We start from the raw sequence: 13,332 nt of genomic DNA on the forward strand, positions 1-13,332 counted from the left end.
GCTCATGCGCCCCACCCCCGGGGACGATCCCCACGCACTCGCCATCGTCCGGCTCGGCGTCGACGTCCCCTACGAGCAGGCCTGGTCGCTGCAGCGCTGGGTGCACGGCAAGCGCGTCGCGGGCGAGCTGCCCGACACCGTCCTCATCCTCGAGCACGCACCCGTCTACACGGCGGGCAAGCGCACGGCCCCGCACGAGCGTCCGTCCGACGGCACCCCGGTCATCGACGTCGACCGGGGCGGCCGCCTCACCTGGCACGGTCCCGGCCAGCTCGTCGCCTATCCGATCATCGGGGTCACGGACATCACCGCGTACGCCTGGCGCCTGGAGGAGACGATGATCCAGGTGTGCGCCGACTTCGGCGTCTCGGCTCGGCGGGTGCCCGGGCGGGGCGGCGTCTGGGCGATCGGCGACCCCGCCCTGGGGCTGCCCGACCGTGCGCTCGGCGCGGTCGGCCTGCGGGTCTCGCGCGGCGTCGCCATGCACGGCTTCGCGCTCAACTGCGCCAACGACCCCCGGTGGTTCAACAGGATCGTGCCGTGCGGGCTGCCCGACGTGGGCGTCTCCTCACTGTCGGCGGAGACCGGCCGCCGCATCGTGGTCGAGGAGGTCATGCCGATGGCGGAGAAGCGGCTGGCCGAGGCGCTGGGCATGGAGGCGTTCGAGCTGCACGAGGAAGACCTCCTGCGCCGGTGAGCCGTCTGCCGGGGTAACCGGATCGGCATCTCATCGCTGCAGAAATCTGGATATCTCCGGCTTACCATCTCGCGTGTGAAGCGCCTCCTCGCTCTCGTCCTCGCGCTGCTGGTGCACCTGATCACGCTGGGATTCGTCGCGCTGGGCGCGTGGGCCGTCATCGCGCACGCCGACTCCTTCCTCGCGTGGCTGCTCGGCGGCCTGAGCCTGGCGGTCGGCTGGGTGCTGCGGCCGCGCCTGAACCGGCTCCCCGCCGACGCCGAGGTGCTCGACCGCGCCGCGGCCCCCGAGTTGTACGCCGTCGCCGACCGCGTGGCCGACCGGATCGGCGTGAAGCGGCCGCGCCGTGTCGCGATCAGGGACCTGGCCACCGAGACGTGGTATGACCGCGTGGGCCTGCCGCGCACGCCGACGCTGGTCGTCGGGCTGCCGCTGTGGCTGGCCCTGCCGCCCCGGCAGCGGGTGACGCTGCTGGCGGTCGCGTACGCCCGCGTGCCGACCGGCGAGGAGCTGATCGTCGGCGGCGCGCTGGACACGCTGGAGGCGTGGCGGGACGCCCTGATGGAGGCCGGTCCGCTGCGGGTCAGGGAGGAGGCGCAAACCAAGATCACAGCTGCCTCGCTGGGTGTCGCCGATCAGCCGGGCACCACGTACGAGGTGGCCGGGTTCCTCGGCCGCCTGCTCGGCCGGGTGTTCGGCGGCCCCGTGCTGCTGGCGAGGTACGCGCTGACCCGGCTGGCCCGCGCCGCCGAGACCCGTACCAGGCTGCGGCAGCAGGCGCTGGCGCGGCGGGCGGCCTCCGACGGGGACCTGGCAGAGCTGGAGGAGCTGGCGGGCGGCGGCTACCTGGCGCCGATGCAGGCGGCGGCGCTGCGCGGCGAGAGCGTGGCGTCGATCAGGCAGCGGGCGCTGGCCAGGTTCCGGCTCACCGACGACGGTGTGCTCACCTCGGCCCCGGAATCGGAGCTGCTCGGCACGCGGGAGTCCGAGCGGATCGACGAGGAGCTGTCGGCCCACTACACCCGGGCGATCCGCGGCTTCGGCCTCATCACGTGACCCTTGAACAGGCCGGTTCACCGCGAGACGTAAGCTGGGGAGGTGACCGTTGCTCCTGAAGGCCGAAAGCTCCTCCGCCTGGAGGTGCGCAACGCCGAAACCCCCATCGAGCGCAAGCCCCCGTGGATCAAGACCAAGCTCAAGACGGGCCCCGAATACACCGAGCTGAAATCGCTCGTGCGCCGAGAGGGCCTGCACACGGTCTGTGAAGAGGCGGGCTGTCCCAATATCTACGAGTGCTGGGAAGACCGCGAGGCGACGTTCCTCATCGGCGGCGACCAGTGCACGCGCCGCTGCGACTTCTGCCAGATCGACACCGGCAAGCCGAAGGAGTACGACCGCGACGAGCCGCGCAGGGTCGCCGAGTCCGTCGAGCAGATGGGCCTGAAATACGCGACCGTGACCGGCGTCGCCCGCGACGACCTGCCCGACGGCGGCGCCTGGCTCTACGCCGAGACCGCGCGCCAGATCCACGCCCTGCTCCCGGGCTGCGGCGTCGAGCTCCTGGTGCCTGACTTCAACGGCAACCGCGACCAGCTGGAGGAGGTCTTCTCCAGCCGGCCCGAGGTGTTCGCCCACAATGTCGAGACGGTGCCGCGCATCTTCAAGCGCATCCGTCCCGCCTTCCGCTACGACCGCTCGCTCGCGGTGATCACGATGGCCCGCGAGACCGGGCTGGTCACCAAGTCCAACCTGATCCTGGGGATGGGCGAGACCCGCGAGGAGGTCGTCGAGGCCATGCGTGACCTGCACGCGGCCGGCACCGACCTGCTGACGATCACCCAATACCTGCGGCCGACGCCCCGCCACCACCCGGTGGAGCGGTGGGTCAAGCCTGAGGAGTTCGTCGAGCTGCAGGCCGAGGCCGAGGCGATCGGCTTCGCCGGCGTCCTGTCCGGGCCGCTGGTCCGCTCGTCGTACCGCGCGGGCCGGCTCTACAAGCAGGCCATCGAGGCGCGCCAGACCGCTTGAGCCCGTACGAGGCCCCGGGCGCGATGGCCCGGGGCTCTTTCGTGCCGCCGGCCGCGGTCACGAGTCCGTCATGGTGACCGCGCGGTTCCTGAGCGGGCTGGAGTAGACGACGCTGGTCGTGACGGAGCCCAGGCCGGCGATCCGGCCGGTCGTCCGTTCCAGGTGGCGCATGGAGCGGGCGAGGACCTTCAGGACGAAGCAGTCCTCACCGGTCACGTGATGCGCCTCCACGATCTCGGGCGTGGTGGCGATCAGGTCGTGGAAGGGGCGGTAGTTGCCGGTCGGGTAGCGGAGCCGGACGAAGGCCAGGATGCCGAGCCCGAGGCGTTCCGGGTCCACGACGGCGGAGTAGCCGCTGATGACGCCGCTCTCCTCCAGGCGACGGACCCGTTCGGTGACGGCGCTGGCGGACATGGACACGGTACGCGCCAGTTCGGCATAGCTGGCCCGCCCGTCGCGCTGCAGGGCTTCCAGGATGCGCAGATCGGTCTCGTCAAGCGAAACAGCGGTCATGCCCGACATTTTCCATGAAATCATCGGCGAGGCGCCGGAAGAGCCGTTGATCGTCGCTTCCCGCGCCCGGCCTGGGACCGTAGCGTTCTGCGCATGACCGACATCGACATGAGCCCGGCATTGCGGGTGCCGCCTGCGGCTCCGGCCGAAGCCATCGCCTTCTTCACCGCCCGCCTCACCTTCCAGGCGGACGTCTCCGACGTCCACGCCTCGCTCGAATCGGGCGCACCCGGGTTCGTCCTGGTCGACTCGCGTGCGGCCGCCGCCTGGCGGCAGGGCCATGTGCCCGGCGCGGTGCACCTGCCCACCGCCGACATCCCGGCCCGCGCCCCGCACGTGCTGGACCCCGCGGTCCCGGTCGTCACCTACTGCTGGGGTCCGGGGTGCGACGGCGCGACCCGCGCGGCGCTCGCCCTGGCCCGGCTCGGCTACCGGGTCAAGGAGATGATCGGCGGCATCGAGTACTGGATCCGCGAGGGCTTCCCGGTCGAGAGCGAAACCGGGGTCGAGCGGCGCGCGGCCGACCCGCTGACGGCGCCCGCCGGCGCGGCCTCCTGCGCCTGCTGATCGGCGTCCGGAGCGAGCGAGCCGAGCGGCTTTCGCGTGATGTGAGGCGTCGCTAGCATGGCAGGCGCAGCCGACGGAGGGTGACGGATGACCGTTTTGATCCGCACGAGTGACCTGCCTGCCCAACGTCGTCACGACGCGTGGAAGACCATCGTCTGCGACACGCTCGGCCCGCTCGACCTGCGGATCGACCCCGACGCGCCACTGCGCGGCGAGATCGAGATGGGCCGGCTCGGGTCCGTGGGCGTCGGCCGGGTGCGCACCTCCACGCCGCACAGCGTGCACCGGACCGCCGGGTTGATCCGCCGCGACAACCCCGACCTCTACCGGGTCGTGCTGGCGATCTCCGGCAGCCCGCGACTGGCCCAGGACGGCCGCGCCACCCAGCTCAGCCGGGGCGAGTTCGCGATCTACGACTTCACCCGGCCCTACGAGCTGGCCTACGACAGCGCGGTGCAGCTGGCCGTGTTCAGCTTCCCGCGCGACCTGCTCGCCCTGCCGATCGACGCCGTCGCCACGCTCAGCGCGCTCCCGATCGGCGCGGAGTCCGGCGCCGGCGCGCTGGCCGTGCCGCTGCTGCGCCGGGTGGCCACGGATCACGAGACGTACGCGCCCGGCAGCGCCGCCCGGCTGTCGGCCGTGGTGACGGACCTGGTCGGCGCCGCGGTCGCCGAGCGGCTGGAGCTGGCACGGGCGCTGCCGGCCGACTCCCGGCAACGTACGCTGCTGCTGCGCGTCCACGCCTTCATCGAGGAGCGCCTGGGCGACCCCGATCTCGACCCCGGCCAGGTCGCGGCGGCCCACCACGTCTCCGTGCGCTACCTGCACCGCCTGTTCGAGGCGGAGAACACCACGGTGGCCGCCTGGATCAGGCAGCGGCGCCTGGAGCGCTGCCGCGCCGAGCTGGCCCGGGGCGGCGACGAGCCGGTGAGCGCGATCGCCGCCCGATGGGGGCTGCCGGACTCGGCGCATTTCAGCAGGTTGTTCCGGCGCGCCTACGGCATGCCGCCCGCCGAATACCGCCGCACCGGCGCTGTGCGCTGAACGTCAATCCACCTGGCGCCCAGATCCAAGACGGGCGAGCACCTTGATCGGCAGACTGAAGGTGTTCCAAATGATCGACGGAAGGGACCAGGGAAATGCAGCTCTTCGTGAACGTGCCGGTCAAGGATCTGAGCCGGTCCAAGCAGTTCTTCACCGAGCTCGGCTTCGAGTTCTACGGCATGGCCGAGGGCATGGCGTCGGTGTTCATCAACCAGGAGACGCAGGTGATGTTGCTGGAGGAGCCGGTGTTCGGCTCTTTCATCACCAAGGACGTGGCCGACGCCACCAAGGCCACCGAGGCGATCCTGGTGCTCGGGATGGAGAATCCGCAGCAGGTGGACGAGCTGGTCGACAAGGCCCTGGCGGCCGGCGCCACCCCGGCGGGCGTGAAGCACGAGGACGGCGTCAGATACCAGCGCGGCTTCGCCGACCTGGACGGTCACCACTGGGAGGCGCTGTGCCTGGTGCAGCCCGCGTCCTGAGCGGCACGGTGATCTCCGCGGACGGCACCGCGATCGCCTGCGACACCTATGGCTCCGGTCCGGCGGTGGTCCTGGTCGCCGGGGCGATGATGGGCCGGGCGCACCCCACGCTGACCGGTGTGGCGGGCGCCCTGGCGCCGTGGTTCACCGTCTGCTCCTATGACCGCAGGGGCCGAGGCGACAGCGGCGACACCCCGCCGTACGCCGTCGAGCGGGAGATCGAGGACCTGACGGCCGTCATGGCGGCGGCCGGCGGCCCGGCGATGGTGTTCGGCGGCTCGTCCGGGGCCGCGCTGGCGCTGGAGGCCGCGGTGCGGCTGCCGGGCATCGTCCGGCTGGCGCTGTGGGAGCCGCCGTACCACGTGGACGACGGCGCGCCCCCGCTGCCGCCCGACTTCGCCGAGCAACTGGCCGCGCTGGTCGCGGCCGGGAAGCGGGCGGAGGCCGTGGAGCGGTTCATGGTGGAGGCCGTCGAGATGCCGGCGGCGGCCGTGGCCGGGATGCGCGCGCAGCCGTTCTGGTCGGAGGTCGAGGCGGTCGCGCACACGCTGGCGTACGAGGCCTTCGTGCTGGGGCCGGGCAACGCGCTGCCGGTCGCGCGGCTCACGACGATCGTGCAGCCGACGCTCGTGCTCAACGGCGAGGACAGCCCCGCGTGGATGCGGAACGCGGGCGCGGCGGTCGCGGCGGCGGTGCCGGGCGCGGTCCGGCGGGTGCTGGAGGACCAGAGGCACGACGTGGCGGTCGAGGCGCTGGCGCCCGAGCTGCTGGAGTTCTTCGCGTCCGCCTCATAAATAACGCTAAGATAACAAACCTATTGAGCAGTCGGTTTTCTGGTGGAGACTGTGCGGGTGGACTTCGACGACCTGATCGCCCGCCTGGACCTCGGCACCAAGATCCGGCTGCTCACCGGGGCCGACATGTGGTCCCTCCCCCCGATCCCCGAGATCGGCCTGGACCGCATCGTGATGAGCGACGGCCCCATCGGCGTACGCGGCGAGCAGTGGAGCTCCGCCGACCCGTCGATCGCGCTGCCGAGCCCCACCGCGCTCGCCGCGACGTGGGACCGCGACCTGATCAGGAGCGCCGGGTCCCTGCTCGGCCAGGAGGCGCGCCGCAAGGGCGTGCACGTGCTGCTGGCCCCGACGCTCAACCTGCACCGCTCCCCGCTCGGCGGCCGGCACTTCGAGTGCTTCTCCGAGGACCCGTACCTGACGGCCGAGCTGGGCGCCGCGTACGTCGACGCCGTGCAGTCCTGCGGCGTGGCGGCCACGCCCAAGCACTTCGTGGCCAACGACTTCGAGACCGACCGCTTCACCGTGGACGTGCAGGTGAGCGAGAAGACGCTGCGCGAGGTCTACCTGCGGCCGTTCGAGCAGGTGGCGGGGCGCGCGTGGGCCCTCATGACGGCCTACAACGGCGTCAACGGCACCACCATGACCGAGCACGCCGGGCTGGTCCACGGGGTGCTGAAGGGCGAGTGGGAGTATGACGGGTGCGTCGTGTCCGACTGGACGGCGGTCCGCTCCACCGAGGCCGCCGCCATGGGCGGGACCGACGTGGCCATGCCGGGACCGCACGGCCCGTGGGGCGGGAAGCTGGAGGCGGCCGTGCGCGAGGGGCGCGTGCCGGAGTCGGTCGTCGACGACCGCGTCCGCCGCATCCTGCGCCTGGCCGAGCGCGTCGGGGCGCTGCGCGTCCCCGGCTCGCCGCCCGCCGCGCCGGTCGATCGCGAGTTCGTCGACGGCCCGGCGCTCGTGCACGAGGTGGCGGCACGCAGCTTCACCCTGCTGACCAACGACGGCGTCCTCCCGTTCCGGGGTGCTCCCACCATCGCGCTGATCGGTGCGGCGGCGAGCGAGGCCCGCGTCATGGGCGGCGGCAGCGCCCAGGTGTACCCCGACCGGATCGTCTCGCCCCTGGAGGGCCTGCGCGAGCGCGCCGAGGTCAGGTACGCCCTCGGCCACGACCCCAGGATCCGCCTGGCGCCCATCGCGTCTCCCGCCAGGGCCCGGTTCCTGGACGAGGACGGCGGCGTGCTTGCCGAGCACCCGCTGCCGGCCAGTGAGGCCCGCTGGATCGGCCAGCTGCCGTCCGGCGTGGACGGCGACCGGCTCCAGGCGGTGCGGCTGCTGACCACGTACACGCCCGGGGTGTCCGGCGAGCACGAGCTGTCGGTCGCCGGCGTGGGCTCCTTCACGCTCACCGTGAACGGCGCGACCGTCTTCGACGAGGTCATCGACCTGCCGGACGGCGACCCGGCGGCGTTCCTGTCACCGCCGGAACGGCGGGTGACCGTGCCGATGACGGCGGGCGAGACGTACGAGCTGGCCGTCACGCACCCGGTGGGCGCGTTCAAGGGCATGGCGCTCGTGTCCTTCACGCTCGGCCACGCCGACCCGAACCCCGGCGAGGAGGCGCTCATGGCCGAGGCCGTGCGCGTGGCGGCGGAGTGCGACGTGGCGGTGGTCGTGGCCGGGACCACCATGGAGGTGGAGAGCGAGGGCTTCGACCGCACCGGGCTCGGGCTGCCGGGGCGCCAGGACGAGCTGATCCGCGCGGTGGCCGCCGCCAACCCGCGCACCGTGGTCGTGGTCAACGCGGGCTCGCCGGTGGAGATGCCGTGGATCGACGAGGTGGCGGCGGTGCTGCTCGTCTGGTTCCCCGGGCAGGAGGCGGGGACGGCGCTGGCCGACGTGCTGTTCGGCGACGCCGAGCCGGGCGGGCGGCTGCCCACGACGTGGCCGCGCCGGCTGGAGCACTGTCCCGTGGTGAACGTGACGCCCGTGGACGGGGCGGTGCCGTACGAGGAGGAGGAGTTCATCGGGTACCGGGCGTGGCTGCGGTCGGGGACGGAGCCGGCGTTCTGGTTCGGGCACGGCCTCGGGTACACGACCTGGTCGTACGACTCCATCACCGCAGGCGGAGGCGCCGTCACGGTGGCGGTCACCAACACCGGCGACCGCCCGGGCCGGGAGGTCGTGCAGTTCTACCTCGCCGACGGCGCGGATCGGCGGCTGGTCGGCTTCGACGTGGTCGAGGCGGGGCCGGGGGAAACCGTGGTCACCACCGTGTTCCCGCCCGAACGCTCCTTCCAGGTGTGGGAGGGCCGCTGGCGCACGGTCGAGGGCGAGCACACGATCGTGGCGGGACCCAATGTGGCCGATCCGCGGCTGTCCGTCACCATGAAGATCTAGCCGGCGGCGAAATCGCCGGGCCGCGTTTTCCATACTCCACCAGTTGGTTTGTATCCTTCAGAGCATGGCAAAGTCCGAGGACTCAGAGAAGCCGGGGCGCATCAAGCAGCTCCGCATGATCGCGCAGATCATCAAACAGGCCAACCCCAAGGGGATGCCGACCGTCTTCCTTTCCGCGGTGGGCACGCTGGCTGTGGTCGTCGTGATCGGCCTGGTCACGGACTATCTGTGGTATTCGATCTTCATCGGCGTCCTGGCCGCGTTCACCGTCGGCCTGGTGGTGTTCGGCCAGCTCGCGCAGAAGGCGCAATACTCGATCCTGCACGGCCAGACCGGCGCCGCGGCCGCGGTGCTGCAGGGCATGCGGGGCAACTGGCAGGTCAATCCGGCCATCGCGGTCAACCGCGACCAGGACCTCGTCCACCTCGTCGTGGGCCATCCGGGCGTGGTGCTGGTCTCGGAGGGCCCGGGCAACCGGGTGGCCAAGATGCTGGCGGCCGAGAAGAAGCGGGTCGCGCGGGTGGTGCTGGGCGTCGAGATCTACGACATCCAGTGCGGTGACGGCGAGGGGCAGGTGCCGCTCGGCAAGCTGCAGCGCCACATCATGAAGCTGCCGCGCAATCTGAAGAAGCCGGCCGTCAACGAGGTCAAAGACCGCCTGCGCTCGCTGCCGCGCAACATGCCGCTGCCCAAGGGCCCGATGCCCAAGGGGGCCCGCATCCCGCGCGGCCCCAAGATGCGCTAGTGATCTCTGTCTCCGCGCGGGCCAACCGCGGCTGGTGGGACGGCAACGCCGACGACTACCAGGCCGAGCACGGCGAGTTCCTGCGTGACACCGGGTTCGTGTGGTGCCCGGAAGGCGTGGACGAGGCCGACGCGCACCTCCTCGGCGAGGTGCGCGGGCGGCGCGTGCTGGAGATCGGCTGCGGCGCGGCCCAGTGCGCGCGGTGGCTGGTGACGCAGGGGGCGGAGGTGGTGGCGTTCGACATCTCCCACCGACAGCTGCGTCACTCGCAGCGCATCGACCTCGAGACGGGGCTGCGCGTCCCTGTGGTGCAGGCCGACGCCGAGTCGCTGCCGTTCGCCGGCGCCGCCTTCGACCTGGCCTGCTCGGCGTTCGGCGCGCTGCCGTTCGTGGCCGATCCCCTCGCCGTGTTCCGCGAGGTGCGCAGGGTGCTCCGGCCGGGCGGCAGGTTCGTGTTCTCGGTGAGCCATCCGATCCGGTGGGCGTTCCCCGACGACCCCGGGCCGCGCGGGCTGACCTCCGACCGGTCCTACTTCGACCGCACGCCCTATGAAGAACGGGACGACCACGGCACGGTCACGTACGTCGAGCACCACCGGACGATGGCCGACTGGGTCACCCTGCTGGTGGCCGCCGGGCTGACGATCACCGGGCTGCTGGAGCCGGAGTGGCCGGAGGGGCACGGGCGGGTGTGGGGCGGGTGGAGCCCGCTGCGCGGCCGCCACATCCCGGGCACGGCGATCTTCAGCTGCGCGCGTACCTAGCGGCCATGGCGTGGAAGAGCTCTTTGGGCTCCCAGCGGGTGTCGTCGAGCATCCTCACCACGCCGTAGGAGCCGATGTCGGCGTCGCCGGTCCTGTTGTAGGCGGCGAAGGTGAACCACAGGGCGGTGTCCACGCCCTCCTTCTCGAAGACGTCCATCAGCTCGGTGAAATAGCGCACCTGCTCGCCCTCGTCGTACACCGCACCGTCGGGCACCACCCACGCCGAGCCGCCGCGCTCGCCCGCTCCCCGGTACGCGCAGGTGCCGAACTCCGTGACCGCGACCGGCTTACCGTGCTTGAAGTGGGCGCGCACCTCGTCCACGAAGGTGTCGGCGTTGTAGGAGGCGCGGTAGGCGTCCGCGCCCACCACGTCGAACGGCGCCCACTCGACCGGCTCCCACGGCGCTGACGCATAGCTGATCCGGCCGCCGAACAGCGGCCGCACCGTCTCGGCGACCTCCGCCAGGTAGGCGTTGAAGCGCGGCATGACCTCCATCAGCGAGGTCCACCAGGCCATGTCGCCGTTCATCAACGCGTTCAGGCGCTCGTGATAGGTCTCGCCCTCCATGAAGCCGTTGCCGAAGGCGGTGATCTCGCACCCGGTCACGAGCACGGTCTCGGCGCCGGAGCGGCGCACGGCCTCGGCGCGCCGGGCGGCGTCGGCGAAGAGCGCGAGCATCTCGTCCTGGTCGAGGTCCACGGGGAACGGCGCGAACCACACCTCCAGGCCCGCGGCGGCGGCCTGCTCGGCGGCGACGCTGAGCCGTCCGGGGTCGCCACCGGAGATCCTGACGACCTCGCAGTGCAGGTCGCCGGCGATCACCCGCATCTTGCGGGCGACGGTCTCGGCGTCGAACGCCTTCCTGGACAGGTCGTCGCCCGGCAGGAACCCCGTGTCGTAGTTGATGCCCTTTCTCACGATCTTTCCCCTTCTCTGGATGAGAGGCCGTGTTCCAGGAGATCGAAGGCGAGCTCGACGTCGCGCGACTGGCGCCTGCCCACCTCCTCCAGCGGCTCCCCCGCGGCGACGCGCCGGAAGAACGCCTCCTGGAGGGTCGTGATGACGGCGGTGATCTGCGCGGCCATGAGCTGCGCCGTCAGATCGTCCTCGCCCCCCTCGGCGAGCGCGGCGGCCAGGTCGTACCGCTCGCCCATGCGCACCGCGTGCAGGGCGCCCATCAGCGCCGGGGTTGAAGCGATCACGCGCACCTTGGCCTGCAACGCCTCGACGTCCGCCTCGCCCACGCCCCGCGTGGCCATCGACCGGTAGTGCTCGCGCAGGGCGGCGAGCGGCGACCGCCCCTCCCCGCGCCCGGCCACGATCGCCGCCAGGTCGTCCGCCACCCCGTCGGTGACCAGGCATTCCTTGGTCGGGAAGTAGGTGAACAGAGTCACCTTGGCGACCCCGGCCGCCTCGGCGATCTCGTTGACGGTCACGGCGTCGTAGCCGCGCTCGTCGAACAGCCGCAGCGCCACCTCGGCGATCCGCCGCCGCGTCTGCTCCTTCTTCCGCTCCCTCAGGCCCGCCATCATCATGCGGACAGCATAAACCGTACCGAGTATATTTTTGAACCCGGTATGGTTTTCTCACTAGCGGGTCACATGCGGACGACCATCGTGTTGGACGCGCGGTCGTGCAGAGCGCGGTGGTCGCGGTCCCAGATCAGGGCCGGCACGGCCAGGCAGAGCAGGACGGTGCGCACCAGCACGGGCAACCACCGCGGGTCGCCGCCGTCCATCGCGGCGACCCTGACGCCCATCAGCCGGTGCCCGAACGTCTGCCCCATGAAGCCGACCAGGATCAGGTATTGGACCGCGAACACCGCCACCGGCGCCCACGGCGTCTCGGCCGGGTTCATCCTGAGCAGCAGCTGCACGACGACCCACGTGCAGATCATCCAGTCGATGACCAGCGCGCCGATCCTGCGCCCCCACCCGGCGATCGACCCGCTGCCCTCCTCGGGCAGCCCCAGGCGCTCCCCCGGATACCCGAGATCGACCCCGGCGGATCGGACCCCGCCGAGCCACGTCTGTGTCCACCGAGGCTGCTTGCTGCTCATGCCATCAACGGTATCCGCACGGCAGGCCGGTCGGAATTGTGACCCAACCGCGTCGCGGGGCGGCCAAGATGTACGCCATGCCACACGGGGATGACCTTGATGAGCGCTTCAACGAGCTCGTCGCGCAGATCGAAGACGAGGAGCGGCGCAGGATGCGGGCGTCGGCGGTCAAGGGGGCGAAGGAAGCGCGGCGCACGGCTCGAAGACGGCGCCAGGACCGCTTATCGCCCTCCGAACGCTTATCGGCCTACGAGCACGCACCTCGGCGGAAGGTCGGACGGGCCTGGATCGCGATGGCCACGATCACGGCGGTGATCGCCGCGGCGGGCCTCGTTCTCACCTTCCGCCCGGACTTGCTGGCCCCCTCGGACTTCTCACGCCGGTACACCGGCTACAGCCCGGCCGACGGCTCGATACCCGAGGACACCATGCCGGTGATCGAGGAGACCCCGCCTCAGGAGGCGGATGTGACACGGGATCCGTTCGCGGGGTCACCGGCCGAGAGCTGGGCAGAGGGGGCCGCCGGGTTCACCATGCCCGAGCCCAGGGCGCTGGGCGGGCTGTCGAAGAAGGACGTGCTCAAGGGGCTGGAGCGGACCCGTAAGCTGCTGGTCGCCGCCTACCTCGACAAGAAGACGCTGCTCGGCCGCGATCCGGACGCCTTCGCGCAACTCCTGGATCGCGAGCAGCGCGGCTGGTTCCGCGACGAGCTGAACGACGCCAAGCATCCCACGCGGCACTTCGTGAACAGCTTCGCCCCCGGAACGGCCGAGCTCATCACCGACGTGATCAAGGTGAAGGGCCGGGTCACACTCGGCACGTTCGAGGAGGACGGACTGCGCGGGGTGGAGGTGAAGCTGAATCACGTGGTCGTCTACGCGGTGCACCGGCCCGGCCGGCCCGACACCGCGGTGAGGGTGGTCACCCAGCCCAGCGGCAGCGTGCGACTGTGGCACGACTCCGGCCGGCTCGTGGTGTGGGTGCAGGGCTGGGTCGCGAGCGCGACACCCGCCCACTGCGGCATCGACGACGGCTACATCCACCCGTTCTACGAGGATTCGCCTCTGGACGGAGTGACGCCCACCGGAGTACCCGCGGACCCGTACGTGCTGGAGGAGCCGGACGGCGGCCACGGGTGTTCGGCCTCGCAGGACACCTGACGCTGCGTAACATGTGCGAAACAATCGAGACACCGGACGGAAACCGCCGAGCCCTAGCGTCGTCATGATGACCGG

At 71.5% G+C, this 13,332-nt stretch carries 15 protein-coding genes; 11 read left to right on the plus strand and 4 right to left on the minus strand.

The features are described 5' to 3' along the window. The first annotated feature begins 4 nt into the window (after positions 1–4). The 3 genes from lipB to lipA all read left to right on the plus strand — a co-directional run bounded on the left by lipB (position 5) and on the right by lipA (position 2,725). Entirely contained in the window at positions 5–697 is a 693-nt protein-coding gene (gene lipB, locus ID574_RS33275; RefSeq protein ID WP_188192946.1) for a lipoyl(octanoyl) transferase LipB, read from the plus strand. A 75-nt stretch (positions 698–772) separates the two neighbouring features. After that, positions 773–1,753, plus strand: a complete 981-nt coding sequence (locus tag ID574_RS33280) for a M48 family metallopeptidase (RefSeq protein WP_188192947.1) — start codon at positions 773–775, stop codon at positions 1,751–1,753. A gap of 42 nt (positions 1,754–1,795) precedes the next feature. Further along, on the plus strand, positions 1,796–2,725 hold the full coding sequence (gene lipA / locus ID574_RS33285; RefSeq protein ID WP_188192948.1) for a lipoyl synthase: 930 nt from the start codon (positions 1,796–1,798) through the stop codon (positions 2,723–2,725). A 57-nt stretch (positions 2,726–2,782) separates the two neighbouring features. Here lipA and ID574_RS33290 read toward each other — a convergent pair whose 3' ends face one another. Then, positions 2,783–3,238, minus strand: a complete 456-nt coding sequence (locus tag ID574_RS33290) for an Lrp/AsnC family transcriptional regulator (RefSeq protein ID WP_188192949.1) — start codon at positions 3,236–3,238, stop codon at positions 2,783–2,785. A gap of 93 nt (positions 3,239–3,331) precedes the next feature. Here ID574_RS33290 and ID574_RS33295 point away from each other — a divergent pair, with 93 nt between their 5' ends. From ID574_RS33295 to ID574_RS33320, 7 genes are all read left to right on the plus strand, one after another. Then, the gene (locus ID574_RS33295; RefSeq protein WP_188192950.1) at positions 3,332–3,805 is read left to right on the plus strand and encodes a rhodanese-like domain-containing protein; all 474 of its coding nucleotides are present in this window, start codon (positions 3,332–3,334) and stop codon (positions 3,803–3,805) included. Positions 3,806–3,892: 87 nt separating this feature from the next. After that, a complete protein-coding gene (locus ID574_RS33300; RefSeq protein ID WP_188192951.1) occupies positions 3,893–4,849 on the plus strand; it encodes an AraC-like ligand-binding domain-containing protein in 957 nt (318 codons plus the stop codon). Between the two features lie 95 nt (positions 4,850–4,944). Further along, complete coding sequence (locus ID574_RS60350) at positions 4,945–5,331, plus strand: VOC family protein (RefSeq protein WP_223167312.1); 387 nt, start codon at positions 4,945–4,947, stop codon at positions 5,329–5,331. After that, positions 5,307–6,125 (plus strand): alpha/beta fold hydrolase, encoded by an 819-nt coding sequence (locus ID574_RS33305; protein WP_223167313.1) that lies wholly within the window; start codon positions 5,307–5,309, stop codon positions 6,123–6,125. Before ID574_RS60350 ends, ID574_RS33305 begins: the two co-directional genes overlap by 25 nt. Positions 6,126–6,167: 42 nt before the next feature. Next, positions 6,168–8,528, plus strand: a complete 2,361-nt coding sequence (locus ID574_RS33310) for a glycoside hydrolase family 3 C-terminal domain-containing protein (RefSeq protein ID WP_223167314.1) — start codon at positions 6,168–6,170, stop codon at positions 8,526–8,528. Positions 8,529–8,592: 64 nt separating this feature from the next. Then, positions 8,593–9,273 (plus strand): DUF4191 domain-containing protein, encoded by a 681-nt coding sequence (locus ID574_RS33315; protein WP_188192953.1) that lies wholly within the window; start codon positions 8,593–8,595, stop codon positions 9,271–9,273. After that, complete coding sequence (locus ID574_RS33320; protein ID WP_188192954.1) at positions 9,273–10,037, plus strand: class I SAM-dependent methyltransferase; 765 nt, start codon at positions 9,273–9,275, stop codon at positions 10,035–10,037. Before ID574_RS33315 ends, ID574_RS33320 begins: the two co-directional genes overlap by 1 nt. Here the strand turns inward: ID574_RS33320 and ID574_RS33325 are convergent. From ID574_RS33325 to ID574_RS33335, 3 genes are all read right to left on the minus strand, one after another. Continuing rightward, positions 10,018–10,956, minus strand: a complete 939-nt coding sequence (locus ID574_RS33325) for a glycoside hydrolase family 113 protein (protein ID WP_223167315.1) — start codon at positions 10,954–10,956, stop codon at positions 10,018–10,020. The two genes, ID574_RS33320 and ID574_RS33325, sit on opposite strands and share 20 nt — an antisense overlap. Further along, complete coding sequence (locus ID574_RS33330) at positions 10,953–11,573, minus strand: TetR/AcrR family transcriptional regulator (RefSeq protein ID WP_223167316.1); 621 nt, start codon at positions 11,571–11,573, stop codon at positions 10,953–10,955. Before ID574_RS33330 ends, ID574_RS33325 begins: the two co-directional genes overlap by 4 nt. 62 nt (positions 11,574–11,635) lie before the next feature. Beyond that, positions 11,636–12,097: an RDD family protein gene (locus tag ID574_RS33335; protein WP_188192955.1), complete on the minus strand. Its 462-nt coding sequence runs from the start codon at positions 12,095–12,097 to the stop codon at positions 11,636–11,638. 77 nt (positions 12,098–12,174) lie between these two features. On the opposite strand from ID574_RS33335, the gene ID574_RS33340 reads away from it, so the two are divergent. Continuing rightward, on the plus strand, positions 12,175–13,257 hold the full coding sequence (locus ID574_RS33340) for a hypothetical protein (RefSeq protein ID WP_188192956.1): 1,083 nt from the start codon (positions 12,175–12,177) through the stop codon (positions 13,255–13,257). The last annotated feature ends 75 nt before the right edge of the window (positions 13,258–13,332 follow it).

The organism is Nonomuraea sp. SYSU D8015 (assembly GCF_008065375.1).
In the GTDB taxonomy this organism is placed as follows: domain Bacteria; phylum Actinomycetota; class Actinomycetes; order Streptosporangiales; family Streptosporangiaceae; genus Nonomuraea.

Coding starts and splice junctions, on each gene's coding strand:
- lipB (WP_188192946.1), top strand. CDS start 5: ATGCGCCCCACCCCCGGGGACGATCCCCACGCACTCGCCATCGTCCGG.
- ID574_RS33335 (WP_188192955.1), bottom strand. CDS start 12,097: ATGAGCAGCAAGCAGCCTCGGTGGACACAGACGTGGCTCGGCGGGGTC.
- ID574_RS33330 (WP_223167316.1), bottom strand. CDS start 11,573: ATGATGATGGCGGGCCTGAGGGAGCGGAAGAAGGAGCAGACGCGGCGG.
- ID574_RS33290 (WP_188192949.1), bottom strand. CDS start 3,238: ATGACCGCTGTTTCGCTTGACGAGACCGATCTGCGCATCCTGGAAGCC.
- ID574_RS33340 (WP_188192956.1), top strand. CDS start 12,175: ATGCCACACGGGGATGACCTTGATGAGCGCTTCAACGAGCTCGTCGCG.
- ID574_RS33295 (WP_188192950.1), top strand. CDS start 3,332: ATGACCGACATCGACATGAGCCCGGCATTGCGGGTGCCGCCTGCGGCT.
- ID574_RS60350 (WP_223167312.1), top strand. CDS start 4,945: ATGCAGCTCTTCGTGAACGTGCCGGTCAAGGATCTGAGCCGGTCCAAG.
- ID574_RS33300 (WP_188192951.1), top strand. CDS start 3,893: ATGACCGTTTTGATCCGCACGAGTGACCTGCCTGCCCAACGTCGTCAC.
- ID574_RS33315 (WP_188192953.1), top strand. CDS start 8,593: ATGGCAAAGTCCGAGGACTCAGAGAAGCCGGGGCGCATCAAGCAGCTC.